The following is a 25,600-nucleotide window of genomic DNA, read 5'->3' on the forward strand; positions in this document are numbered from 1 at the left end:
GCATGCTCGGCCGCCTCACCCGAGGCGGTCCTGCCACCCGCCAACAACGTCGCACCTTCAACACACCCGACTGACAGACATGTGAAACGCGCTCTCAGCAACTCCATGATCACCGATGGGCCACACCCGTTCAGCATCACCCTCCACACAGGCTGCGGCACCACATACGGCCAGGTCAGACGCACATCAAACGACTACGCAAAGACCCTGAGTTATGCAGTGTGACAATTCGCCCTATCAGTCCGAGGCGAGAAGGATTCCCGTGGACGAGATATCGATCCTAATGTGTTTCGTGGCCGGCAACGGAAAGTTGGCGATGTATTGGCAGTTCGGAGACGATACCAGAACGGAACAACGGCGCGCGGGCGCGCTGATCCCACAGACGCGAAATTCAGCACCGCTAGACGAGTTGCGGGAGTCGATACTCGGGTCCTACCCGCACTGACCGAGTTGCGCGACCGGGAGTAAGCCGGCCCCGGTCAGCCACACCCGACGTGCCGCACCTCGACCGTTGTCCCACGTCTCTGCCGCAGACTGCGCAGCCGTCCGGGCTTTAACGGCCGTATCGTGGCACTGCCTGAAGTCGGGTCAAAGGTTCCTTTCCGTGTCCAACTCGCGTGGTCCGTTGTCGACGGGCACACGTATGCCGTCTGCTCGAAGTGCCGGCCGGACGCAGCCTCGAAGCGTCCGCAGCGACCATCACCGTCTGGCGCACCTCGGTCGGGAGATCTTCTCTTGCTCTCCCAGAAGGCGAGTCCTCAGTTTTCCAAGCCGCTTCACTTCCGCGTGATCAGGGTTCTTGACTGGACGACGTTCGACGGCTGGATCTGGTTGGAAAGTTACCAGTTGGACGCCAAGGGGAATGCCGTCAATGAGACTGGCGACGGCGGCCGTCGCGGCATGCGGGCCCTTCGACCCGGGTACCTCCTTCGGCGCCTGTCGAGCTGAACCGTTTGCGCTATCGCACCGCTGGACACGTGCGACATGGCCGTAGCCGTAGCCGTTGGACACCTACCCGATCCGTTTCCGCTCTCAGCTCGAAAGGGCCCGCCCTGCTGTACGTCGGCCCGCCGCAGTAGCCCCCATCCACACGGACGGGGGCTACTGCCGATCGGCTACTCCGGGCGGGAACGGCCTGGTCGGACCGCAGGCGTGAATCCCGCGATCAGCGCAGTGCGCCGAAGAACGTGCGCAGGTCGGCGACGAAGAGGTCCGGCTGCTCCAGAGCGAAGAAGTGCCCGCCGGTGTCGTACTCGGCCCAGTGCACGACGTGGTGGTCGCGTTCGGCGAGTCGCCGGATGGTGACGTCGCGGGAGCGGGACACCAGCACCCCGGTCGGTACCGTGGACCGCTCCCCGACGCCCCAGTCGCCCGCCGCGTCGTCCCCAGAGGCGTCGTCGCCGTACGCGTCGTCGGACCAGCCGGCGGCGGTGATGTCCTCGTAGTAGACCTGGGCGGCGGAGCCGGCCGTGCCGGTCAGCCAGTACAGGGTGACGTTGGTCAGCAGCCGGTCCCGGTCGATCACGTCGTCGAGTTGTCCGTCGGCGGGCCGGTCGGTCAGCCGGTGGAACATCTCCACGATCCAGGCGAGTTGGCCGACCGGCGAGTCGTGCAGGCCGTACGCGAGCGTGTGCGGTGACTTCGCCTGGATCTGGAGGTACCCGTCGTTGTAGGCGGTCAGCGCGTCCAGCCTGGCCTGCTCGACGTCGGTGAGTCCGTCGAGTTCGCCCTCGACCCCGGAGGGGAAGGTGAGCAGCGCGTTGAGGTGCACGCCGACCACCCGCTCCGGGGCCAGCCGGCCGATCGCCGGGGCGACGTACGAGCCGGTGTCGCCGCCCTGCACCCCGTAGCGGGCGTAGCCGAGCCGGTCCATCAGCTCGACCAGCGCGCCGGCCATCCGCTCGCTGCCCCAGCCCGGCCCGGACAGTGGCGCGGAGAAGCCGAAGCCGGGCAGTGACGGGATCACCAGGTGGAAGGCGTCCGCCGGGTCGCCGCCGTGCGCGCGGGGGTCGGTCAGCGGCCCGACGGTGTCCAGGAACTCCAGGAACGAGCCCGGCCAGCCGTGCAGCAGGAGCAGCGGGGTGGCGTCCGGCTCGGGTGAGCGTACGTGCAGGAAGTGCAGCCGCTGCCCGTCGACCTCGGCGCGGTGGTGCGGGAGCGTGTTCAGCTCCGCCTCGTGGGCGCGCCAGTCGTAGCGGGTACGCCAGTGCTCGGCCAGGTCCCGGAGGTGATCCACCGGTACGCCTCGGGTCCAGCCGACGTCGGGCAGCTCGGGCCAGCGGGTCGCGGCCAACCGGGCGTGCAGGTCGTCGAGCTGGGACTGCGGGACGTCCAGGCGGAACGGGACGATGTCGTCGGTCATGTGGTCGACGCTAGGAGCCGGTTAGGTCAGTTACGGTCCTAAGCCGGTGGCATCCTCGACCACATGTCGACGCCCTCCGCACGCCTGCTCCGGTTGCTGTCGCTGCTCCAGACGTACCGCCAGTGGTCCGGCGCGGAGCTGGCGGCGCGGCTCGGGGTGACCGCGCGGACCGTGCGCCGCGACGTCGACCGGCTCCGCGAGCTGGGCTACCCGGTGCACGCCACGCAGGGCACCGGCGGCTACCGGCTCGGCGCCGGGGCGGCGCTGCCGCCGCTGCTGCTCGACGACGACGAGGCGGTGGCCGTGACGATCGGGCTGCGGACCGCCACCGCCAGCGCGGTCAGCGGCATCGGCGAGACCGCGCTGCGCGCCCTGCACAAGGTGGAGCAGGTGCTGCCGTCCCGGTTGCGGCACCGGGTCAGCGGCCTGCACCGCGCCACGGTCCGCGCCGAGGGCCCCGGTCCGACGGTCTCCCCGGACGTGTTGGTGGCCGTCTCCGACGCGTGTCACCGGCGGGAGCGGCTGCGGTTCGACTACACCAGCCATCACGGCGTCCGGTCCCGGCGCACCGTCGAGCCGCACGCGCTGGTGAGCTGGGGCCGGTACTGGTACCTCGTCGCCTGGGACGTCGACCGCGAGGACTGGCGCTCGTTCCGGGTCGACCGGCTGCGTCCGCGTACGCCCACCGGGCCCCGGTTCGTCGCCCGCGAGCTGCCCGACGCGGACGCGAGCGCCTACCTGGCGCGGACGCTGTCCACCGGGCCGTACCCGGTCCGGACCACCGTCACCATGCACGCCTCCGCCACCGTGGTGGCCGAGCGGGTCTGGCCGGGCATGGGTGCGGTGGAGGCGGTCGACGAGCGCCGCTGCCTGCTGCACCTCGGCGCGGAGACGGCCGCCGACCTGGCCTGGATGATCGCGGTGCTCGGCGTCGACTTCACCGTGCCCGGCCCGCCCGAGCTGGTGACCGCCCTGCGCGAACTGGGCGATCGTTGCCACCGGGGCGTGCCGGGCGACGACCGCGACGACGGCGGGAACCGCGACGGCCCGGCGTCCGACTAGAGGGCTGAGCGGCGGGCAACCGGGCGACGGCAGCAACACCGACCCGAAGGGCACGGGCGCGTCCGCAGCAAGACCTTCTCATCCGATCGGAAAAGCCATGTCTCTGACCGAAGTCTCCGGTGCCTCCACACCGGACTCCACGCCCGGCCCGGGTCAGCCCGCCGCCGAGCCGTCGCCCGCCCGTGCGCAACGACGTCTCTCACCGCTGGCCGCGCTCCTGGTTCGCCTGCACTTCTACGCGGGCGTGCTGGTCGCGCCGTTCCTGGTCGTCGCCGCCCTGACCGGTCTGGCGTACACCGTCACCCCGCAACTGGACCGCATCCTCTACGGCGACGAGCTGACCGTCGCCGCGGTCGGCGACCAGCCGAGGCCGCTGGCCGAGCAGATCACCGCCGCACGGGCCGCCCATCCGGACGGCAGCCTGTTCGGCGTCTCCCCCGGCAGCGGTGAGCACACCACCCGGGTGGTGTTCGCGCTGCCCGAGCTGGGCGACAGGCAGCACACCGTCTACGTCGACCCGTACACCGCGCAGGTCCGGGGACAGTTGACCACCTGGTTCGGGTCCACGCCCGCCACCACCTGGCTGGACGACCTGCACCGCAACCTGCACCTCGGCGACCTGGGACGGCACTACTCCGAGATCGCCGCGAGCTGGCTGTGGGTGCTGGCGCTGGGAGGGATCGTCCTGTGGTGGCGTCGGCGCGGCGCACGCGGCCGGGCGAAGCATCTGCTGGTGCCGGAGATCTCCGCCGGCAAGGGGGTCCGGCGTACCCGGAGCTGGCACGCGACGCTCGGCGTCTGGCTCGCGGTGGGCCTGCTCGTGCTCTCCGCCACCGGGCTGACCTGGTCCCGGTTCGCCGGGGGGAACTTCGCCGCCGGGCTGGACGCGCTGGACGCCGGCCGTCCCGCGCTGTCGACCAGCCTGACCGGCGTACCCGCCGACGCAGGCGGCGAGCACCACCACGGCGGGGCGCCGCCTGAGACGGCCGACCCGGCCACCTTCGACCGGGTGGCGACCGCCGCCCGCGCCGCCGGTCTGGACGGGCCGATCGAGATCATCCCGGGCGAGCCGGGCAGCGCCTGGGCGGTCGGCCAGACCGACAACACCTGGCCGGTGGGCCGCGACCAGGTCGCCGTCGACCCGGCCGACGGTACGGTGACCGCCCGTCTCGACTTCGCCGACTGGCCGCTGTTGGCGCAGGTGAGCGCGCTCGGCGTACAGGCGCACATGGGTCTGCTCTTCGGTGTGGTCAACCAGGTGCTGCTCGCCGCGCTCGCCGTCGGCCTGCTCTGCGTCATCGTCTGGGGCTACCGGATGTGGTGGCAGCGCCGCCCCACCCGCACCGACCGGCGGGCGTTCGTCGGGGCGCCACCCGCCCGGGGCGGTCTGCGCGGGCTGCCGCTGTGGGTGCTGCTGGTCGGCGTACCGGTGACCGTCGCGGCGGGCTGGGCGCTGCCGTGGTTCGGTATTCCGCTGCTCGGCTTCCTGGTCGTCGACACCATCCTGGGGCTGGCGGCCCGGCGACGCGGCCGGACCGCGACACCCGTCACGCGGTGAGCTGTGCCGTCCCGGCCGGGAAATCCGGTCGGGACGGCGCCCGGGGCCCACGTGGTGGACGCCCACGGAAATCGATGCGTCCCGACCATGGCGCGCCGCGCGGTTACGGGGTAGAAACATCTCGACCCCTGATTCTTCGCACCGTGATACAAGTCCGCCCCGCTGAGAGAGCGCTCTCACAGGGTCCACCGCGTCGTCGGGCCGAAGATCGCGCCGCCCCGACGGGAAGGACGAACGAATGCCGACTCGACCACACCGCCGGCGGCTCGGTCGCGCGCTGGCCTTCGGCCTCGTGCTGACCACCGCCGCCGTCACCATCACCACCCCGGCCGGCGCGGGCCCGCCCCGACCGGTCACCCCGAACTTCGGGCCGAACGTCACGATCTTCGACCCGAGCATGCCGGTCAGCCGGATCCAGGCCACCCTCGACGCGGCGCACGCCGCCCAGGTCGACAACGAGATGGGCACCACCCGGCACGCGTACCTGTTCCGGCCGGGCAGCTACGGCAGCGCGGCGCAGCCGCTCCAGATCAAGGTCGGCTACTACACCGAGATCTCCGGTCTGGGCGCCTCCCCCACCGACGTGGTCATCAACGGCAAGATCGAGGCGTACAACCGGTGCCTGACCGAGGGGGGCACCGGCAACTGCATCGCACTGGTCAACTTCTGGCGCACGCTGTCCAACCTGTCGCTGCGCATCAACGCCACCGGCCAGGACGACTGCCGTGCCACGGCCAACTTCTGGGCGGTCTCGCAGGCGGTGTCGATGCGCCGGCTGGACATCAGCGGCGGCGGACTGTCGCTGATGGACTACTGCACCAACGGGCCGCAGTACGCCAGCGGCGGCTTCATCGCCGACTCCCGGCTGCCGGCCACCACCAACGGCTCGCAGCAGCAGTGGCTGACCCGCAACAGCGAGGTCGAGAGCTGGTCCAACGGGGTGTGGAACCAGGTCTTCTCCGGTGTGGTGGGCGCGCCCGACGACGCCGGGTTCCCCGACCCGCCGTACACCACCCTGGACACCACGCCGGTCAGCCGAGAGAAGCCGTACCTGTTCGTCGACGCCAAGGGCAAGTACCAGGTCCGGGTCCCCGCCGCCCGGCGGGACACCCGGGGCATCACCTGGGCCAACGGGCTGACGCCGGGACGCACCATCCCGATCGGCGACTTCTTCGTCGCCAAGCCGTCCGACTCGGTGCAGACGATCAACTCGCAGCTCGCCCGGGGCAAGCACCTGCTGCTCACCCCCGGCGTCTACGGCGTGGCCCGCAGCATCGAGGTGCGCCGTCCCGACACGGTCGTGCTCGGCATCGGACACGCCACGCTCACCGCCGTGAAGGGAGCCGTACCGCTCGACGTCGCCGGGGTGCCCGGCGTGGTCGTCGCCGGAGTCACCATCGACGCCGGCCTCACCGAGTCGCCGGTGCTGCTGCGCGTCGGCCGCAAGCACGGCCGCGACCACAGCACGCCGAAGAACCCGACCACGCTCTCCGACGTGTACTTCCGCATCGGCGGGCCGCACATCGGCAAGACCGACACCGCGCTGGAGGTCAACAGCGACCACGTCCTGATCGACCACACCTGGGTGTGGCGGGGGGACCACGGGGTCGAGGGCTTCACCGAGGGGGTCAACGGCGACACCGACCGCTGGCGGACCAACACCGGACGGTACGGCGCGGTCATCAACGGCGACCACGTCACCGCCACCGGCCTGTTCGTGGAGCACTTCCAGCGGTACAACACCGTCTGGAACGGCGAGCACGGCACCACGATCCTCTATCAGAACGAGCTGCCGTACGACCCGCCCACGCAGGCGGACTGGATGAACGGCACGGTCAACGGGTGGGCCGGCTACAAGGTCGCCGACCGGGTACGCCACCACACTCTGTACGGCGGCGGCGTGTACGTGTTCAACCAGAACAACCCGTCGATCCGGACCGAGAACGGGTTCGAGGTGCCGGTGCGGCCGGGGGTCCGGCTGCACCACATCATGACGGTGAACCTCAGCGCCGGCACCATCGACCACGTGGTCAACGGGGTGGGCGAGGCCGCCGACATGGAGCGCGTCGGCGCACCGGTCTATCTGCGCCAGTACCCGTAGGAGTGTAAGGAGGGGTCCCCTGCTAACGCCTGGTGCATAGCAGGGGACCCCTCCTTACATCAGTGGACGACTGGACTGCGGCGTTCGAGGAGAACGACGTCGCGCCAGCGGCCGTGGTGCCGGCCCACCCGTTCCCGGGTGCCGACGACGCGGAAGCCGGCCCGCCGGTGCAGCGCCAGGCTGGCGACGTTCTCCGGGAAGACGCCGGACTGGATGGTCCAGACACCGGCCGCCTCGGTCGAGGCGATCAGCCCGTCGAGCAGCAGCCGGGCCACGCCCCGCCCCTGGGCGGCCGGGTCCACGTAGACGGAGTGCTCCACCACCCCGGCGTACACCGCCCGGGTCGAGGTCGGCGACACCGCGATCCAGCCGAGCACCACATCGTCGGCGTCCACCGCGACCAGCCGGTGCGCCGACAGCCGACCGGCGTCGAAGGCGGCCCAGCTCGGTGCGACGGTCTCGAAACTGGCCTGCCCGCCGTCCAACCCGACCTGGTAGATCGCCAACACCCGCTCAGCGTCCCCCACCCGCATCGCCCGAAGCCCGACGTCACCCACTGAAAACCCCCGGCCCCCGCTGATCGTGGCAGTGTGGCTGTTCGCCACGCCGACACGGGAACAGCCACACCGCCACGATGAAGCACGCGCCACCATGATCACACGCGCGCCACGATGAGACGCGCGCCACGACAGCGTCAGCGGTGGGCGAGGAAGGTCTCGACCGCGTCGGCCGCGTACCGTACGCCGCCGTTCGCCTGCACCTCGGACCGGACCGTGTCCAGTCGACGCCGCAGTTCCGGGTCGTCGGCGACCGCGTCCACCGCCGTCCGCAGCGTCTGCGCGGTGACCTCCTCGGCCGGCAGCAGTCGGCCGACCCCGGCCGCGACCAGCCGGTCGGCGTTGGCGAACTGGTCCACCGCCTGCGGGATCGCCACCGTGGGTACGCCGCACCAGAGCGCCTCGGTGCAGCCGCCCATCCCGGCGTGTGTGACGAACGCCGAGGCGTGCGTCAGCACCGCCACCTGCGGGACCCGGCGGTGCACCTCGACGTTGTCCGGCAGTTGCCCCAACGCGGCGGGGTCCACCTTGTCGCCGACGGCGAGCACCACGTGCCAGCGGGAGTCGGCGAACCCGTCCAGACACGCGCGATAGACCGGCATCTGGTCGTTGTACGCGGTGCCGAACGAGACCAGCAGCACCGGCCGCACGTCGGCCGGTGGCGTCCAGCCCGGTTCGGTGAGCCGGGCGGGGTCGAGGCAGGGGCCGACGAAACGTACCCGCTGCCGGGGCACCCGGTCGGCGTTCGGCTGCATCACCTCCGGGATCAGCGCGAGGACGTGCGGCGGGCGGCTCAGGTACGCGTGCCCGTCCTGCTGGACGCCGTTGTCGGCGAGCCAGCGCTCCAGCGTGGCGTAGTAGTCGCGCCCGGACTCCGAGGCACGCAGTGCGGTGTAGAACTCCGCCATGTCCTCGTCGTAGCCGTCCCAGGCGACCATCGCTGGCGACAGTTGCACGGCCGGTACGCCGTACCGGGCACCGAGCAACGGCCCCGCCAGCCCGCCGATGTCGTACAGCACGAGGTCCGGTCGGTCCTCGTCGTAGCGGGCGGTCAGCCGGGGCAGCACCGCCACGGCCTCGTCGAGGAAGACCCGCATCGCCGTACCCGGGTCGTCCGGCCAGGCGGTGTCGCCCTGCGGCAGGATCGTCGGATGGGCGAGCGGCTCCGCGCCGGTGGACGCGACCAGGTCGGTCAGCGGTGCGCCGACGGCGTACGTGACCCGGTGGCCCCGGTCGACGAGTTCCCGGATCAGGGCCAGCGAGGGATAGACGTGACTCGGCGCGGTGCTGCCGATCATGGCGATGTGACGAGCGGGCATGCCGACGATTCTGACGACTATCCGGCCAGATGCCCGCCGATTTTCGTGTAGCCGCGCAGCAGGTCGCGGGCGATGATCAGCCGCTGCATCTCGTCGGTGCCCTCGAAGATCCGGTACAGCCGCACCTGCCGGTACCAGCGTTCGATCGGCAGCTCCCGGGTGTAGCCCATGCCGCCGTGGATCTGGAGCACCCGGTCCACCACCCGGTTGACCATGCCGGCGCCGTAGAGCTTCGCCATCGAGGAGGCGTGCCGTGGGTCCAGGCCCGCGTCGACCGTCCAGGCGGCACGCAGGATCAGCCACCGGGCCGCCTCCAGCTCGGTCTCCGAGTCGGCGATCATCCACTGGATGGCCTGGTTGGCGCCGATCTTGGTGCCGAAGGTCTCCCGCGTGTTGGCGTGCTCGATCGCCATCCGCAGCGCCCGCTCGGCGATGCCGACGGCGTGCGAGGGGATGGTGTACCGCCCCTTGCCGATCCACTCCATGCCGAGGGCGAAGCCCTGACCGATCTCGCCGAGGATGTTGCGGTGCGGCACGCGTACGTCGTCGAAGACCAGCGACGCCGGCCCACCCTCGCCCATCGTCGGGATGAACTCCGACCGCCAGCCCATCGCCCGGTCCACCAGGAACGCGGTCGCTCCGCCGTTGCGGGCACCCCGCTCGGGGTCGGTGACCGCGATGACGATGGCGAAGTCGGCCTCGTTGCCGCCGGTGATGAAGGTCTTCTCGCCGTTGAGGATCCAGTCGTCACCGTCGCGGCGCGCGCGGAACCGGATGTTGGCAGCGTCCGATCCGGCGCCCGGCTCGGTGATGGCGAAGCAGGAGAGCCGCTCCCCCTCGATGGTCGGCAGCAGGAACTCCTTCTGCTGCTCGTCGGTGGCGTGGAAGAGGATGTTGTCGGCCTCGCCGCCGAACCGGAACGGCACGAACGTACGGCCGATCTCGGTCCAGATCAGCGACTGGACGACGGCGGGCAACTCCATGCCGCCGTACCGCTGCGGGGTGGCCAGCCCCCAGAAGCCGAAGGTACGTGCCTTGAGCTGCAACTCGCGCAGCTCGGCGCGTTCCAGGCCGGGTTGGTGGGCCCGTTCCCGGCGCAGCAGCTCCTGCTCCAGCGGCATGACCTCGCGGGCGATGAAGTCGCGGGCGGTGTCGCGGATGGCCCGTTCCTCGTCGGACAGTCCGAAGTCCATGTGCTCACCCGTCCTTTCCGGTGGGGCTGATGAGGTCTCTGCGTTTAAACTAGCGCTGCAAGTTTTCGGCTGTCCAGACCTGCGATGTGGCAGAGTTCCGCCACAGAGCACCGACCCGAGGAGGAAGCCCATGCCCCGGCCACGACAGGCGCTGCTCAGCCGGGAGCGGATCGTCGAGGCCGCGGTGGCGCTGATCGACGCCGACGGGCTGGCCGGCTTCTCCACCCGTCGCCTCGCCGCCGAACTCGGCGTCCGGGGACCCTCGCTCTACAACCACTTCGCCACCAAGGACGCGATCCTCGACGCGGTGGCCGACAGCATCACCGGCCAGGTGGACGTCTCGTACTTCGGCACGGTCGACTGGCGGGTGGCGCTACGCCGGTGGGGCCACACCTACCGCGCGGCCCTGGCCGCCCACCCGAACATCGTGCCGCACCTGGCACAGGGACCCGGACGCCGACCGGCCGCGCTGGCGATGGCCGACACCGTCTACGGCGCACTCGTCACGGCGGGCTGGCCACCTGCCCGGGCCACCCACATCGGCGCGCTGATGCGGTACTTCGTCACCGGCTCGGCGCTCGGCTCGTTCGCCCGGGGCTTCGTCGAGGACCCGAGCCTCTACGCCGACCAGTACCCGCACCTGAGCCAGGCGCACCGGCTCGCCGAGCACCAGCAGCAGGTCGACGAGGGCGCCTTCACGCTGGGCCTGGACGCCCTGCTCGAGGGGTTGTCCGGCAGCTACGAACGCACGGTCGGCCCGCTGTCACCCCTCCCGCCGGGCGACGAGGCGTACTAGGGTCGAAACTTCCACTGCTAGGCGAGGTGAGGGCCGCATGGATCTCGTACGGACCGACTTCTACCTGGACGGGCGCTGGGTCACGCCGGGCGGCGGAGAGTCGCTGGAGGTGCACGACCCGACGACCGAGGAGGTCGTCGCGACGGTACCGGCCGGCACCGCCGAGGACGTGGACCGGGCGGTGGCCGCCGCCCGCGCGGCGTTCGGGAGCTGGTCGGCGACCGACCCGGCGGACCGGGCCGCCCACCTCGACCGGCTGCACGCCGAGCTGACCGCCCGCGCCTACGACATCGCCCGCACCGTCGTGCGGGAACTCGGCACCCCGCTCAAGGTCGCCACCCGGGTACAGACCGGCCTACCGCTGACCGTGCTGCGCAGCTACGTCGACCTCGCCGCCCGGCCGCCCGTGCCGGAGACCGTCGGCAACTCGCTCGTGGTGCGGGAGCCGGTGGGCGTGGTCGGCGCGATCACCCCGTGGAACTATCCGCTGCACCAGATCGTGGCCAAACTCGCGCCGGCGCTGGCCGCCGGGTGCACGGTGGTGCTCAAGCCGAGCGAGCTGACACCGCTGACGGCGTACCTGCTCTTCGACGCGGTGCACGCCGCCGGCCTGCCGCCGGGCGTGGTCAACCTGGTCACCGGCACCGGTCCGGTGGTGGGCGAGGCCATCGCCGCGCACCCCGACGTGGACCTGGTCTCCTTCACCGGCTCGACCGCCACCGGTCGGCGCGTCGCGCACCTGGCCGCCGACCGGATCGCCCGGGTCGCGCTGGAGCTGGGCGGCAAGTCCGCAAACGTGGTCCTCGACGACGCCGACCTGGCCACCGCCGTCAAGGTCGGTGTCGGCAACGCCTTCCTCAACTCGGGCCAGACCTGCACCGCGTGGACCCGGATGCTGGTGCAGCGGGCCCGTTACGACGAGGCCCTGGACCTGGTGGCCAAGGCCGCCGAGGGCTACCAGCTCGGCGACCCCCTCGAACCGGCCACCCGCCTCGGTCCGCTGGTCTCGGCGCAGCAGCGGGACCGGGTCCGCGAGCACGTCGCCCGGGGGCTGGCCGACGGTGGCCGGCTGGTCGCCGGTGGGCCGGACGCACCGGTGCCGGACCGGGGCTTCTTCGTCGCCCCGACGGTGATCGCCGACGTCGACCCGGACAGCGCCCTGGCCCAGGAGGAGGTCTTCGGGCCGGTGCTGGCGGTGATCCCGGTCGACGACGACGACCACGCGGTGACCGTGGCCAACAACTCCCGCTACGGGTTGGCCGGCGCGGTCTGGTCCGCCGACGAGGAACGGGCGCTGCGGGTGGCCCGGCGGCTACGGACCGGTGCCGTCGACATCAACGGCGCGCCGTTCAACCCGATGGCCCCGTTCGGCGGATACAAGCAGTCCGGTCTCGGGCGCGAGTTGGGCAGCCACGGGCTGGCGGAGTTCTGCGAGATCAAGGCGATCCAACGGTGAGGGGCGTGGTGGCCCGGGCCGCCGACGCGCCGCTGCGGGTCGAGCCGGTCGAGCTGCCCGAGACCGGCCCCGGGCAGGTACGAGTCCGCATCCGGGCCTCCGGCGTGTGTCACTCCGACCTGTCCATGGCGAACGGCACCCTGGCCGCGCCGTACCCGCTGCTGCTCGGACACGAGGCGGCCGGCGTGGTGGAGGAGGTCGGCGACGGCGTGGACCGGGTCGCCCCCGGGGACCACGTGGTGCTCAACTGGGCACCGGCGTGCCGGTCCTGTTGGTTCTGCCGACGCGACGAGCCCTGGCTGTGCCGGCGCAACGGCGCACCCGCCGTGGCCCGAGGACACACCGTGGACGGTCGGCCGCTGCACGTGACGCTCGGTCTGGGGGCGCTCGCCGATCAGGTGCTGGTGCCGCAGGAGGCCGCCGTGGCGGTGCCGTCGGAGCTGCCGTTCCCGGCGGCGGCGCTGCTCGGCTGCGCGGTGCTCACCGGGGTCGGCGCGGTGCGGCGTACCGCGCGGGTGGCCGTCGGCGACTCGGTCGCGGTGATCGGTCTCGGCGGGGTCGGGCTGTCGGCGGTGGCCGCCGCCCGCGCGGCCGGGGCCGCAGTCGTGATCGGGGTGGATATCGCCCCCGCCAAGGCCGAGTTGGCCGCCGCTGCGGGCGCCACCGACTTCCTGCTCGCGGACGACTCGTTGGTCCGCGCGGTCCGGGGGCTGACCGGCGGTCGGGGCGTGGACCACGCGGTGGAGTGCGTGGGGCGCTCCGCCACCATCCGCAGCGCCTGGCAGAGCACCCGCCGGGGCGGACAGGTCGTCGTGGTGGGGATGGGCGGCAAGGAGGACATCGTCGGCCTGAGCGCGTTGGACATCTTCCACTCTGCGCGGACGCTGCGCTCCTCGGTCTACGGATCCTCCGACCCCGACCGGGACGTGCCGGAGCTGGCGCGTGCGGTACTCGATGGCACGCTCGATCTGAGCTACCTGGTCACCGACCGGGCCACCCTCGACGAGGTACCGGCGGCGTTCGCCCGGATGGCCCGGGGCGAGGGCGCCCGGACGGTCGTCGAGTTCGACTGACGGCGACGGCCGCGCGGCCGGTACGACGACGGTCCGTGGTGGCACCCCTCGGAGGAGTGCCACCACGGACCGGTCTCGTGGCTGCGGTCAGCCGGCCTGCGCCGGGCTGCTCTGCGCGGTGTTGTAGAGGCTGTCGCCCTGGTAGCGGGCGGTCACCGGCTCGGTCAGCGGGCCGCTGACGTTGCCCTTGAACTCGGCGACGCCGTTGCGCACGGTCGCCGACCCGAGGCGCTTGTCGCCCGCGTAGAAGTCGACCTTGCCGGAGGGCTTGCGGTCGCTGGTGGTCACCGAGGCGACCTCGGCGGTCGCGATGATGCGGTACCGGTGCGAGTTGCCGGCCCGGATCGACTCGACGTCCAGGTCGACGGTGGTGCTCCGGAACGCGACGGTCCGCAGGTAGTCGTTGAGCATCTGCCGCCACACGTCCCAGACGTGCACACCGTCGATGTTGAACTCGGTCACCTCGACGCCGGCCGCACGCCAGTTCTCGGTGCGGGCGACCGAGTCGGGCGCGATGTTGATCAGCCAGTCCTGGAGACCGGTGCCGACGTGGATGCCGCCGGACACGGCCTTCATCCGCGCCACCTGCTCGGCGGAGGGGTTCACCGCACCGCCGGCCGCGCCCCACGCACCGTGGTAGCCGACCAGGTCGGTGTTGTCGTACAGCAGCGTGATGGCGCGGGCGCCACCGGCGGAGAGGCCGCCGAAGGCGCGGTCCTGGGCGCGGGTGGAGACGTGGTAGTTCTTCTCCACGAACGGGATGACGTTGTTCCGCAGCTCGTCGACGTAGCCCTGGTTCCCGTTCGGCAGGCCGTTGAAGTCGGTCGAGACGATCACCATCGGCAGTGCCTTGCGGTCCCGGATCGCGTTCTCCAGGATCTCGTGGGCCACGCCCTCCATGGTCCAGTCGGTGGCGTTGCCGCCGCCGCCGTGGCTGAGGTAGAGCGTCGGGTACGGGGTGGCGCGCTTGGCGTCGTAGCCGTGCGGCAGGTAGACCACCACGTCGTGCTTGCCCACCGGGTTGGTGGACAGCGGCGAGTCGTACCAGCGCTGCTCCAGCTTGCCCGCCTTCTTGCGGTCGACCGGCGCCTGGTAGCTGTTGTCGTAGGTGGGGAAGCGCTTGCTGTTCGGCACGTAGACCCGGCTGAGCAGCGCACCCGGCGCGGTCGCGTGCGGCGTGACCTCCAGCGGGTTGGCCGGGTCGGGGTGCAGCGTGCAGCCGCTGGCCGTCGGGCTGTCGCAGTCGTGGGTGAACGCGTACCGGAAGGTGCCGGAGGGCAGCGGGGTGGTGAACGTCCACACCCCGTCGCGTCCCTGCTGCATCGGCAGCGGACGCCACGGGTCGGCGAGGATGTCGCCGGGCTGCCACTGCGCGCCGGTCCGGGCGTCACCGCAGCCCACGCAGGTCACGCTTTCGGGCTGGGAGAACCACCACTCACCGTAGATCTGGACCGACTGCACCCCGGCGGGCGCCTGGTAGCGGAAGGTGACCGAGTGGCCGGTGGGGGCCTGGTTGGTCTGCACGACCTTCGGTCCGAGGTCGGCGGCGGTGGCCGCGGACGCCGCGGGAGCCGCGAGGGCTCCGGAGGCGACCGTCAGCCCGGCGACGGCCGAGACGGCCAGCGCGCGGCGCAGCCGGCGGGTCGGCGCGGGTCGAGGATGAGCAACGGGCATGTGTGCGTTTCCCTTCATCGGCTGGTCGACCGGTTCGTTCCCGGGGGTGCGGTACGGACGACCAGTGGTGGGTGCGGACGAGTCCGTCGCTCCCCTGGTGTGTGACCGGTCCGTGACGGTCCGATGAGGACCGGCACGGGCCGGACGGCGGCCAGGGCGCTCCGATCCCGGTGCGGTGCGGGGTCGCACCGGGCCCGTCGTGCGGCGCCACCTGCTGATTAACGTGATCGTCACACAAAGGTGATATCTTTGTAAACACATTGGTGGCACCTTTTGCCGCCGATCCGCCCCGCGCCGACCTGGCCGGCGGTACGCGGCGCGCTAGTCTCTCCGCAGGCGAGTGATCGGGGAACCTTGATGGGCGAGGCGACACGCGACGCGGCGCGGGCCGCAGCGCCGGTGCTGCACGACGCCGTGCTCGACGCCCTCGGGTTGGAGATCACCAGCGGTCGGCACGTCGCCGGACAGGCGCTCACCCTGGAGCAGTTGCAGCAACGCTTCGGCGTCTCGCGCACCGTGATGCGGGAGGCGATGCGGATCCTGGAGTCGTTGCACCTGGTGGCCTCCCGTCGCCGGGTCGGCCTGGTGGTCCAGCCGATGCACCGGTGGCGGGTGCTCGACCCGCGCGTGATCCGCTGGCGGCTCGAAGGGCCCGGCCGCGCCGCGCAGTTGCGGACGCTCACCGACCTGCGGGTGGCGGTCGAACCACTCGCCGCCGCCGGGGCAGCCCGGCACGCCACCGCCGAGGAGCGACAGCGGCTGCGCGCGTTGGCCGCCCGGATGCGGCAACTCGGCGAGGCCGGTGAACTCGACGCGTTCCTCGCCGCCGACGTCGAGTTCCACGCGCTGCTGCTCCAGGCCTGCCTCAACGAGATGTTCACCGCGCTGACCGGGGTGATCGCCGAGGTGCTCGCCGGCCGGACCGAACACGGGCTGATGCCCAAGTGCCCCCGACCGGTCGCCCTGGACCTGCACGAGCAGGTCGCCAACACGGTCGCGGCCGAGGACGCCCGGGGCGCCGAGACCGCCATGCGGGAACTCGTCGAGGAGGTACGCGACGCGATCGGCACGGCCGACGCGACCGCCCCGACTTTCACTGAGTGAGAAGGCGACTCCCGACCGGCGGGCCGCGCCCGGGACCATCCGACTGACCGTCGTACGTCGACAGGAGGTCCGGATGCCGTTCGCACGGAACCAGTGGTACGTGGCTGCGTTCAGCACCGAGGTCGGGCGGGACCTGCTCGCCCGTACCGTGCTGGGTGAGCCGCTCGTGTTGTACCGCACCGAGTCCGGCACGGCGGTGGCGCTCGCCGACCGGTGTGTGCACCGGCGCTACCCGCTGTCGGAGAGCCGCCTCGACGGGGACACCGTGGTCTGCGGCTACCACGGCTTCACCTACGACCCGAGCGGCGCCTGCGTCTTCGTACCCGGGCAGCAGCGCATCCCCCGGACCGCGCGGGTGGCCGCGTACCCGGTCGTTGAGCAGGACACCCTGGTCTGGGTCTGGATCGGCGACCGGGACCGGGCCGACGCGTCCACCATCCCCCGAGCGCCCTGGCTCGGCGACCCGCGCTACACGACGGTACGCGGCATGGCGCCGTTGGACGCCCGGTACGGCCTGCTGGTGGACAACCTGATGGACCTGTCCCACGAGACCTACCTGCACGGTGGCTACATCGGCACACCCGAGGTGGCGGACACCCCGATCACGACCGAGGTGGACGAGGATCGCGGCGTCGTCTACGTCAGCCGGCACATGGACGACGCGGCGTGCCCGCCCTTCTATGCCCGCTCGACCGGTATCCAGGGCCGGATCACCCGCTGGCAGGACATCGAGTACCACCCGCCCTGCCTGTACCTGCTGCACAGCCGGATCGCCCCGCAGGGCGTCTACCCACCGGCCCAGGGCGACGACGACCAGGCGTTCCACGCCGAGATCGTGTACGCCATCACCCCGTCGACCGAGCACACCACGTACGACTTCTGGGCGGTCGCCCGGGACTTCGCCGTCGACGACGAGTCGGTCAGCGAGTACCTGCACCAGAGCAACCACACCGTGGTCATGCAGGACGTCACCGCCCTGAACATCCTGGAGCGGGTGATCGCCGGCGAGCCGGAGCGGTACCAGGAACTGAGCATCAACATCGACACCGGTGGGCTGGCCGCCCGACGACTGCTCGCCCGGATGGTCGAGTCGTCCACGGTGGAGGCGCCCCGGTGACCGCGCCGGCCGGCGGGCTCACCGGCGACCGGGTCTACCGGATCCACTGGCTGCCGGGCACCGACACGCTGCGCGGCACCTGCCACTGCGGCGCCGAACGGATCGCCGAGGAGCCGGTGCAGTTGTGGGAGTGGCTGCTCGCCCACCCCGAGGACCACCGGCCACCGGCGGCGACCGCACCGTCCCCGCCGCAGCGGGCCGTGGTGCCGGCATGACGCCGACGACGCTGGTGGTCGCCCGCCGCGAGGCGGTGGCCACCGGCGTGGTGGTGCTGACCCTGTGCCGCCCGGACGGTGGCGAGGTGCCGGGCTGGACCCCGGGCGCGCACGTCGACCTGGACCTGGGACCGGGACTCGTGCGCCAGTACTCGCTCTGCGGCGACCCGGCCGACCGCACCGCGCTGCAGGTGGCGGTGCACCTGGCACCGGACGGGCGCGGCGGTTCCCGGCACGTGCACGAACGCCTGCTGCCTGGCGCGACGGTCCGGGTGGTCGGGCCGCGCAACGCCTTCCGGCTGGTCGAGGCCGACCGCTACCTCTTCCTCGCCGGAGGCATCGGCATCACCCCGATCCGGCCGATGGTCGCCGCCGCCGACGCCGCCGGTGCCGACTGGCGACTGGTGTACGGCGGACGCAGCCGCAGCACGATGGCCTTCGCCACCGACCTGCGGCAGACGTACGGCGACCGGGTGCGGCTTCATCCGCAGGACGAGACGGGCCTGCTCGACCTGGACGCGCTGATCGGCGACGCGGACGACGCGGTCGTCTACTGCTGCGGGCCGGAGGGGCTGATCGACGCGGTGCAGCAGCGCTGCCGAGCGTGGCCGCCCGGTCGGCTGCACGTCGAGCGGTTCGCCCCGACGGCGCAGGCCGGTGGTACGGGCGCACCGGCCGGTACGGGCGCACAGGCCGTCGAGGTCGAGCTCGCGCTCTCCGGCCGGACCGTGCACGTGCCGCCGGAGACCTCGATCCTGGCCGCCCTGGAGCAGGCCGGTACGCAGGTGCTCTCCTCCTGCCGCGAGGGCACCTGCGGCACCTGCGAGACCACCGTGCTCGACGGTGTGCCGGAGCACCGCGACAGCCTGCTCACCGAGGAGGAACGGGCCGCCGGGGACACCATGCTGATCTGCGTGTCCCGGGCGCGTACCCGGCGGCTCGTGCTGGAGCTGTGACCGGTCTACGGGGATGATGGCGGGGTGCAGGCACGGCCCGGGCGCTCGGTCACCAGCAAGGTGCTGGCGCTGCTCGACGCGTTCAGCCCCGGCGAGCCGGCGCTGACCCTGAGCGAGCTGGCCCGGCGGGCCGAGCTGCCGCTGCCCACCGCGTACCGCCGGGTCGCCGAACTGGTGGCCTGGGGCGCGCTGGAACGGGGTGACGACGCCCGCTATCGGGTCGGGCTGCGCCTGTGGGAGATCGGTTCGCTGGCGCCGCGCGGGCTGGGGCTGCGCGAGCTGGCGCTGCCGGTGCTGGAGGACCTGTACGAGGTGACCCACGAGAACGTCCAGCTCGCCGTCCGGCAGGACCTCGAACTCGTCTTCATCGAGCGGATCGCCGGACGGCACGCGGTGCCGGTGCTCACCCGGGTCGGCGGCCGCTTCGCGTTGCACGCCACCGGTGTCGGGCTGGTGCTGCTGGCGCACGCACCGGCGCAGGTGCAGGAGCGGGTCCTCGCCGCGCCGCTGACGCGGTACACCGAGCTGACCGTCACCGATCCGGTGCGGTTGCGCCGCCAGCTCGCCGAGGTCCGCCGCGCCGGGTACGCGATCAGCGACCGGCAGGTCACCATGGACGCCCTCTCCGTCGCCGCGCCGATCGCCGGGCCGGACGGGGTGGTGGCGGCGATCTCGCTGGTGGTGGCGTACGACCGGGCCGATCCGCTGGCGCTGGCGCCGCTGGTGCAGGCGGCCGGGCGGGTGGTCTCCCGCGCGCTGGGTCGCCCGTCCGCGTCGACCCGGCCGGGGCCGTTACCCCGACGTCCCCGTACGCAGTAGCTTGTCCGGGTGCGTGTTCTCCCCTCCCCGGCCCGTCGTCCCGGCCCGACCGGAGCGCCCGGTGGCGCGCCGTGTTGACCGAGGGGGTGCGGCAGCCGGAGCCCGCCACGCCGTCGGATCGGGCGGCGGTGGGCCGGGCGCGGGCGCAGCGGTTGCTGGTGACGCTGCTCGGTGACCACTGGCACGCCGGCCGGTCCCCGCTGCCCTCCGGCGGGCTGGTCGCGGTGCTCGCCGAGTTCGGCATCGCCCCGGCCAACGCCCGTGCCACGCTCGCCCGCCTGACCCAGCGCGGCATGCTCGAACGCACCAAGGAGGGCCGGCGGACCAGCTACCGGCTGACCGAGTCGGCGTCGCAGACCCTACGCCGGGGTGCCCGGCGCATCTTCGCCAGCAGCGACTCCGACGACTGGGACGGCATCTGGACGCTGCTCGCCTTCACGCTGCCGCTGGACGACGCGAACCAGCGCAGGCTGCTGCGGGCCCGGCTGCGCTGGCTGACGTTCTGGCCGTTGTACGACGCGACCTGGGTGACCCCGCACGACCGGTTCGACGAGGTGCACGAGCAGCTCGGCGAGCTGGGCGTCACCGACGCCGTGGTGCTGCGGTCGCGGGACTTCGAGCTGCTGCCGAGCACCCGCGCCCGGCTGGAGGCCGCCTGGCGCATCGACGTGCTCGCCGACGGGTACCAACGATTCCTGGAACGCCACCGTACGGTGGCGCGGCGGGCCGAGGCCGGTGCGCTGGGCCCGTCGGCGGCGCTGGTCGCGCGGACCGAGCTGGTCAACGACTGGCGGGCGCTGGTGGGCGACGATCCCGACCTGCCGGCCCGGTTCCTGCCGCCGTCCTTTCCTCGCGCGCAGGCACGGGTGATGTTCCTGCGCACCGCGCAGGCCCTGGCCGAGCCGGCGCAGCAGCGCTTCGAGGAACTGGTCCGGACTCCCGAGCGGCCCTGAGCAGAGGCGACAACGCGGCCGATCTTCGCCATCCATAGATACGATGCAGAATCGTTGACGCGCGATCAGATTTCGCATTATGTTCGCCACACGTGCCTGACCAGCAGGTCCAGCCGTCCGTCCCCGGCTGAAAGGGGTCCCGTCATGCCCACCGATCGACTTCAGGAGCGCGCCAGACAACGTTCGTGGAAGGGAGCGCTGGCCGTGGTCGCCACGGCGACGCTGCTCGCCGGCTCCGCCGCACCGGCCCTGGCCACACCGCCACCCCACGCGGGTCCCGCCGACCGCGCCTTCGAGGTGACCGTCCTGTCCGGACGGGCCGACACCGTCAGCGGCGGTGACGCGCTGGTGCGCGTCGCGGTGCCGCGCACCGTACCCCCGCACCAGGTGAAGATCCGGCTCGACGGCCGCGACGTCACCGCCCGGTTCCGGGCCACCGACGACAAGCGCACACTGCTCGGTCTCGTGGACGGGCTGGCGTTGGGCGCCAACGAACTCGAGGTCCGCGCGAACGGGCAGGGCCACGGCCGGCCCCGGGCCACGCTGACCCTGCGCAACCACCCGGCCGCCGGCCCGGTCATCTCCGGCCCGCACATCCCGCTTTTCTGCACCGCGTCGGGCAACCCCTGGAACCTGGGCCCGGTGGACGCGGACTGTCACGTGGCACAGCCCCGGATCACCTACCAGTACCGCACCACCGCCGGGAGCTTCGTCGCGCTGCCGGACGGTCCGCTCCCGGCCGACGTGGCCAGCACCACGACCAGCGACGGCCGCACCGTGCCGTACGTGGTCCGGGTCGAGCGCGGCACCATCAACCGCGCGGTGTACGAGATCGCCCTGCTGCACCAGCCGGGCACCGCACCGCCCGACCCATGGACGGCGACCGACGGGTGGAACGAGCGGCTGGTCTACACCTTCGGCGGCGCCTGCGGCATCGGCTACACCCAGGCCACCAGCACGGGCGGGGTGATGAACCACAGCCTGCTCAGCCGGGGCTACGCGGTCGCCAGCGCGACGTTCAACGTCTTCGCCAACAACTGCAACGACGTCACCTCCGCCGAGACCGCGATGATGGTCAAGGAGCACTTCGTCGAGTCGTACGGGGTGCCGCTGTTCACCATGGGCTGGGGCGGCTCGGCCGGCACCATGCAGCAGTTGCTGATCTCCAACGCGTACCCGGGCATCCTGGACGGGGTGATCGGCCAGATCGGCTACCCGGACGAGCGCTCGGTGACCATCACCGGGCACGAGTGTCGGTTCATCACCCAGGCGGCCCCGGCGGCCGGGCTGTCCACCGCGCAGCGCACCGCGGTGACCGGCTTCGCCAGCCCGAACACCTGCGGCGGCTACCAGAACTTCGACAGCGTCGACTGGCCCGCCACCTGCCCGAACCACGTCCCCGCCGGGCTGCGTTACCACCCGGTGACCAACCCGGACGGCATCCGCTGCGCGATGGCGGACTTCATCTCCAACGTGTACGGGGTGGACCCGGCCACCGGCGCCGGGCGGCCGATCATCCCGGACACCGTCGGCGTGCAGTACGGGCTGCGGACCCTGGACGCCGGGGTGATCAGTCCGGAGCAGTTCGTCCGGCTCAACGAGGGCATCGGTGGCCTGGACGTGGAGGGCAACCGCACCCCGCACCGCACCTCGGCGAACGTCGACGCGATCGAGGTGGCGTACGCGACCGGGCGCGTCAACCAGTTCGACGGCGGTCTGCGGTGGACGCCGATCATCGAGACGCGGGGCTACACCGACCCGAGCGGCGACTTCCACGACCGCTTCCGCTCCTGGAACATGCGGGAGCGACTGCTCGCGGCCAACGGGCACGCGGACAACCACATCAGTGTCACCAGCGCGTCCGGGGCGGCCGCCTCGACGAGTCAGACCCAGGCGCTGGTGGACATGGACGCCTGGCTGACGGCCCGGACGGCGTTGGCGGCGAGCCGGCCGCACCTGGACGAGGCGGCACTGACTCGGCTCTCCCGTCCGGCCGGGCTGGCGGACCACTGTGTCGCGGCGGACGGGGAGCGGATCGTGGAGACGTTGACCCTGGACCCGGCGGCCCGGTGCAACCAGCTCTTCCCGTTTCACCGCAACCCGCGCGTGGAGGCGGGCGGGCCGACCAGTTCCGCCGTGCTCAAGTGCCGGCTCGCGCCGCTGGACCGGGCGGCGTACGGCGTCGACTTCACCGACGAGCAGTGGCAGCGGTTGCGGGCGGTCTTCCCGGACGGGGTCTGTGACTGGTCCCGGCCCGGCGTCGGTCAGGTCCCGCTGACCGGCACCTGGATCCGCTTCTGAGCGCACCGGTGTCGGGCGACGTCATCCGGCGTCGCCCGGCACCGGCTCAGTCCGGCACCGGCTCAGTCCGACACCGGCTCACTCCGGGAAGGCGAGCAGGCGTAGCAATTGCGCCAGCCGGGCGTGGTCCTCGGGGGTGACCGCGGCCAGCAACCCCAGCTCCACGGCGTGCGCGGAGGACTGGGCGCGGGCGAACAGCTCGCGCCCCTCGTCGGTGGCGACCAGGACGTTGGCGCGCCGGTCGGCGGGGTCGGTGCGGCGCTCGACCAGGCCGCGTTTCTCCAGGTCGTCGATGAGCGCCACCACCTGGCTCGGGTCCAGCCGGAGGAACTCGGCCAGCTCCCGTTGGGTGGGGCGGGTGTCGTCGGCGGCCAGCGCGAGCACCGAGTACGAGCGGGCCTTCAGGCCGTGTTCGGCCAGGGCGGCGTTGGCCGCGGCGAGGGTGAGCGCGTTGGCGCGCACCAGCAGGAAGCTCAGATCCCGGCCGAGCACGCTGTCCCGCAGGCCGTCGGCCGGTCGGGCTCTCTCGGGAGGGGGCACGGCGACGATGATAGCAAGCCTCACCAATAATTGACTTTCTCAACGGTTCATGTTCCGATCGATCTCGACGCGAAGGAGTGCCCATGTCCCTGGACGGCAAAGTCGCAATCGTCACCGGAGCCGGACGCGGTCTCGGCCTCGCCTACGCCCGCCAGTTGGCGGAGCGGGGTGCCGCGGTCGTGGTCAACGACGTGGACGAGCAGGCGACCGCCGACGCCGTCGCGGCGATCCGGGCGGCCGGCGGACGTGCCGTCGCGGTGGTCGCACCGGTCGGCCCCACCGAGACCGCGCAGGCCCTGGTCACCACCGCGGTCGAGAGCTTCGGTCGGCTCGACATCCTGGTCACCAACGCCGGGGTGCTACGCGACACGGTGCTCTGGAAGATGACCGACGAGGACTTCGACACCGTGATCGGCGTGCACCTGCGGGGCACCTTCACCACGGTGCGCGAGGCCGTGCGGCACATGCGCCAGGCCGGCGAGGGCGGGCGGATCATCTGCATCGGCTCCCCCACCGGCCAACGCGGCACCTTCGGCCAGACCAACTACGCCGCCGCCAAGGCCGGCATCGTCGGCATGGTCCGGACCTGGGCGTTGGAGCTCAAGCGGGCCGGCATCACGGTCAACGCCGTCGTCCCGGTCGCCGCGACCGCGATGACCGCCACCGTCCCCTACTTCGCCGCCGCGGTCCGCGCCGAGGCCGCCGGTGAGCCGATGCCCGCCTTCTTCCGGCACGACCTCGGCTTCGGCACCTCCGACGACGTGGCCGGATTGGTCGCCTTCCTCGGCTCCGACAGCGCCGCCGAGGTGACCGGCCAGGTGATCGGCGTGGGCGGCGACCGGATCCAGATCTGGACCCACCCGGAGGTCGCGCTCACCGCCCACCACGAGGGCGGCTGGTCCTACGACGCGCTGGTCACCGCGTGGCCGACCGAGTTCGCCGGTGCGTCGCAGAGCGTCGGCGAGCGCTTCCCGGAGTTGCCCGAGGAGTTCCGCGACACCGCCTCCTGACCCGCCGGACGAAGGTTCCCGAGCATGTACCAACCCGCGATCGACCTGGACGCCGTCACCGCGATCGACATGCACGTGCACATCGAGATCGACGACCACGGCCACGCCTCGCTGCCCGACCCGCTCGTCGCCGCCGCCTCGAAGTACTTCCGCACCGACGGCCCGCGTCCGGCGGTGGACGCGGTGGCGCAGTACTACCGCGAACGGAACATGGCGGCCGTGGTGTTCAGCGTCGACGCGCGGACGCAACTGGCGCACCCACCGCTGTCCAGCGCCGACATCGCCCGCGCCGCCGCCCAGCACGCCGACGTGCTCGTCCCGTTCGGCTCGGTCGACCCGCTCACCGGCGAGGCGGCCCTGGAACTCGCCGCCCGGCTGATCGAGGACGAGGGCGTACGCGGGTTCAAGTTCCACCCCACCGTGCAGGGCTTCGACCCGAGCCACGAGGAGTACGCGCCGCTGTGGGGCCTGATCGAGAAGGCGGGACTGCCGGCGTTGTTCCACACCGGGCAGACCGGCATCGGCGCGGGACTGCCCGGCGGCTACGGCTTCCGGCTCGGGCTGTCCAACCCGATGCTGCTCGACCCGGTCGCCGCCGAGTTCCCGGACCTCCAGATCATCATGGCCCACCCGTCGGTGCCGTGGCAGGACGAGGCGCTGTCGGTGGCGACGCACAAACCGAACACCTGGATCGACCTGTCCGGCTGGAGCCCGAAGTACTTCCCGGCCGAGCTGGTGCGCTACGCCAACTCGATCCTCAAGAGCCGGGTGCTCTTCGGCACCGACTACCCGCTGCTCACCCCGGACCGCTGGCTGCGGGACGTGGCGAGCACCGACCTCAAGCCCGACGTGCTGCCCGGCATCTTGAAGGACAACGCCGCCCGGCTGCTGCGCCTGGCCGGATGACGACGGAAGGACACCCGTGACCACCACCATCGCCTACGACCAGCTCGCCGGCCTCGGCGGCACCGACCTCGGGCACACCGAGTACCGGACCGTCACCCAGGACCAGATCGACCTGTTCGCCGACGCGACCGACGACCACCAGTGGATCCACGTCGACCCGGAACGCGCCAAGGACGGCCCGTTCGGTGCGCCGATCGCCCACGGCTTCCTCACCCTCTCCCTCGCCGTGCCGTTCTGGACGGAACTGCTCGACGTGACCGGGGTGTCCACGAAGGTGAACTACGGCCTAGACAAGGTGCGCTTCCCGGCACCGGTGCGGGTCGGCTCGCGGGTCCGGATGCGGGCCGTCGTCGCCGAGGTCACCGAGGTGGCCGGCGGCTACCAGATCGCCGTCGACCAGACCATCGAGGTCGACGGCGGCGGCAAGCCCGCCGTCGTCGCCCGCGGGATCTACCGCTTCTACGCCTGACCTGCCGGGACCGCCGCCGCCCCACCGCACACCGACGCCGTCCACCGCCCTCCACCACC

Annotated in this window: 22 protein-coding genes; 16 read left to right on the plus strand and 6 right to left on the minus strand. The window is 72.1% G+C overall.

Annotation, left to right across the window (positions count from 1 at the left end; all coding sequences use genetic code 11):
- Positions 1-1,165: 1,165 nt before the first annotated feature.
- Entirely contained in the window at positions 1,166-2,362 is a 1,197-nt protein-coding gene (locus tag ABT008_RS15100) for an epoxide hydrolase family protein (RefSeq protein WP_350696809.1), read from the minus strand.
- A 63-nt stretch (positions 2,363-2,425) separates the two neighbouring features.
- On the opposite strand from ABT008_RS15100, the gene ABT008_RS15105 reads away from it, so the two are divergent.
- The 3 genes from ABT008_RS15105 to ABT008_RS15115 all read left to right on the plus strand — a co-directional run bounded on the left by ABT008_RS15105 (position 2,426) and on the right by ABT008_RS15115 (position 7,083).
- Positions 2,426-3,424, plus strand: coding sequence for a helix-turn-helix transcriptional regulator (locus ABT008_RS15105; protein ID WP_350696810.1), 999 nt, complete (start codon positions 2,426-2,428; stop codon positions 3,422-3,424).
- A 97-nt stretch (positions 3,425-3,521) separates the two neighbouring features.
- Positions 3,522-4,982 (plus strand): PepSY-associated TM helix domain-containing protein, encoded by a 1,461-nt coding sequence (locus tag ABT008_RS15110; RefSeq protein ID WP_350696811.1) that lies wholly within the window; start codon positions 3,522-3,524, stop codon positions 4,980-4,982.
- A 238-nt stretch (positions 4,983-5,220) separates the two neighbouring features.
- Entirely contained in the window at positions 5,221-7,083 is a 1,863-nt protein-coding gene (locus ABT008_RS15115) for a pectate lyase-like domain-containing protein (protein WP_350696812.1), read from the plus strand.
- A gap of 59 nt (positions 7,084-7,142) precedes the next feature.
- On the opposite strand, the gene ABT008_RS15120 is transcribed toward ABT008_RS15115, so the two are convergent.
- From ABT008_RS15120 to ABT008_RS15130, 3 genes are all read right to left on the minus strand, one after another.
- Positions 7,143-7,640: a GNAT family N-acetyltransferase gene (locus ABT008_RS15120; RefSeq protein WP_350696813.1), complete on the minus strand. Its 498-nt coding sequence runs from the start codon at positions 7,638-7,640 to the stop codon at positions 7,143-7,145.
- A 137-nt stretch (positions 7,641-7,777) separates the two neighbouring features.
- The gene (locus ABT008_RS15125; protein WP_350696814.1) at positions 7,778-8,959 is read right to left on the minus strand and encodes a macrolide family glycosyltransferase; all 1,182 of its coding nucleotides are present in this window, start codon (positions 8,957-8,959) and stop codon (positions 7,778-7,780) included.
- 17 nt (positions 8,960-8,976) lie between these two features.
- Positions 8,977-10,152, minus strand: a complete 1,176-nt coding sequence (locus tag ABT008_RS15130) for an acyl-CoA dehydrogenase family protein (RefSeq protein ID WP_350696815.1) — start codon at positions 10,150-10,152, stop codon at positions 8,977-8,979.
- Positions 10,153-10,282: 130 nt separating this feature from the next.
- On the opposite strand from ABT008_RS15130, the gene ABT008_RS15135 reads away from it, so the two are divergent.
- The 3 genes from ABT008_RS15135 to ABT008_RS15145 are packed head-to-tail and all read left to right on the plus strand — an operon-like array spanning position 10,283 to position 13,477.
- Complete coding sequence (locus ABT008_RS15135) at positions 10,283-10,948, plus strand: TetR/AcrR family transcriptional regulator (protein ID WP_350696816.1); 666 nt, start codon at positions 10,283-10,285, stop codon at positions 10,946-10,948.
- A 37-nt stretch (positions 10,949-10,985) separates the two neighbouring features.
- A complete protein-coding gene (locus ABT008_RS15140; RefSeq protein WP_350696817.1) occupies positions 10,986-12,404 on the plus strand; it encodes an aldehyde dehydrogenase family protein in 1,419 nt (472 codons plus the stop codon).
- Complete coding sequence (locus tag ABT008_RS15145) at positions 12,401-13,477, plus strand: zinc-binding dehydrogenase (protein ID WP_350696818.1); 1,077 nt, start codon at positions 12,401-12,403, stop codon at positions 13,475-13,477. Before ABT008_RS15140 ends, ABT008_RS15145 begins: the two co-directional genes overlap by 4 nt.
- Positions 13,478-13,564: 87 nt before the next feature.
- Here the strand turns inward: ABT008_RS15145 and ABT008_RS15150 are convergent, their stop codons facing one another.
- Entirely contained in the window at positions 13,565-15,151 is a 1,587-nt protein-coding gene (locus ABT008_RS15150; RefSeq protein WP_350696819.1) for an alpha/beta hydrolase-fold protein, read from the minus strand.
- A gap of 357 nt (positions 15,152-15,508) precedes the next feature.
- Between ABT008_RS15150 and ABT008_RS15155 the strand changes: the two genes are divergently transcribed.
- The 7 genes from ABT008_RS15155 (at position 15,509) to ABT008_RS15185 (ending at position 22,616) form a co-directional block, all read left to right on the plus strand.
- Positions 15,509-16,255 carry a FadR/GntR family transcriptional regulator gene (locus ABT008_RS15155; RefSeq protein WP_350696820.1) on the plus strand — a complete coding sequence of 249 codons (747 nt, stop codon included), beginning with the start codon at positions 15,509-15,511 and terminating at the stop codon, positions 16,253-16,255.
- 73 nt (positions 16,256-16,328) lie between these two features.
- Positions 16,329-17,372: an aromatic ring-hydroxylating dioxygenase subunit alpha gene (locus tag ABT008_RS15160; RefSeq protein WP_350696821.1), complete on the plus strand. Its 1,044-nt coding sequence runs from the start codon at positions 16,329-16,331 to the stop codon at positions 17,370-17,372.
- Positions 17,369-17,587, plus strand: coding sequence for a hypothetical protein (locus tag ABT008_RS15165; RefSeq protein ID WP_350696822.1), 219 nt, complete (start codon positions 17,369-17,371; stop codon positions 17,585-17,587). The genes ABT008_RS15160 and ABT008_RS15165 overlap by 4 nt, the downstream gene beginning before the upstream one ends.
- Positions 17,584-18,543 (plus strand): PDR/VanB family oxidoreductase, encoded by a 960-nt coding sequence (locus ABT008_RS15170; RefSeq protein WP_350696823.1) that lies wholly within the window; start codon positions 17,584-17,586, stop codon positions 18,541-18,543. Before ABT008_RS15165 ends, ABT008_RS15170 begins: the two co-directional genes overlap by 4 nt.
- Positions 18,544-18,567: 24 nt before the next feature.
- Positions 18,568-19,362, plus strand: a complete 795-nt coding sequence (locus tag ABT008_RS15175; protein WP_350696824.1) for an IclR family transcriptional regulator — start codon at positions 18,568-18,570, stop codon at positions 19,360-19,362.
- A 71-nt stretch (positions 19,363-19,433) separates the two neighbouring features.
- Positions 19,434-20,315 (plus strand): PaaX family transcriptional regulator, encoded by an 882-nt coding sequence (locus tag ABT008_RS15180; RefSeq protein WP_350696825.1) that lies wholly within the window; start codon positions 19,434-19,436, stop codon positions 20,313-20,315.
- Between the two features lie 144 nt (positions 20,316-20,459).
- Positions 20,460-22,616: a DUF6351 family protein gene (locus ABT008_RS15185; RefSeq protein ID WP_350696826.1), complete on the plus strand. Its 2,157-nt coding sequence runs from the start codon at positions 20,460-20,462 to the stop codon at positions 22,614-22,616.
- Between the two features lie 78 nt (positions 22,617-22,694).
- Here the strand turns inward: ABT008_RS15185 and ABT008_RS15190 are convergent, their stop codons facing one another.
- Positions 22,695-23,156, minus strand: a complete 462-nt coding sequence (locus ABT008_RS15190; RefSeq protein ID WP_350696827.1) for a MarR family winged helix-turn-helix transcriptional regulator — start codon at positions 23,154-23,156, stop codon at positions 22,695-22,697.
- Between the two features lie 83 nt (positions 23,157-23,239).
- On the opposite strand from ABT008_RS15190, the gene ABT008_RS15195 reads away from it, so the two are divergent.
- From ABT008_RS15195 to ABT008_RS15205, 3 genes are read left to right on the plus strand one after another with little or no spacing between them, the layout of a single operon-like run.
- Positions 23,240-24,166 (plus strand): SDR family oxidoreductase, encoded by a 927-nt coding sequence (locus tag ABT008_RS15195; protein ID WP_350696828.1) that lies wholly within the window; start codon positions 23,240-23,242, stop codon positions 24,164-24,166.
- Between the two features lie 24 nt (positions 24,167-24,190).
- Complete coding sequence (locus ABT008_RS15200) at positions 24,191-25,072, plus strand: amidohydrolase family protein (RefSeq protein WP_350696829.1); 882 nt, start codon at positions 24,191-24,193, stop codon at positions 25,070-25,072.
- Positions 25,073-25,088: 16 nt separating this feature from the next.
- Positions 25,089-25,541 (plus strand): MaoC family dehydratase, encoded by a 453-nt coding sequence (locus ABT008_RS15205; protein ID WP_350696830.1) that lies wholly within the window; start codon positions 25,089-25,091, stop codon positions 25,539-25,541.
- Positions 25,542-25,600 lie beyond the last annotated feature (59 nt).

The sequence above is a fragment of the Micromonospora sp. NPDC002389 genome, assembly GCF_040296095.1.
GTDB lineage: Bacteria > Actinomycetota > Actinomycetes > Mycobacteriales > Micromonosporaceae > Micromonospora.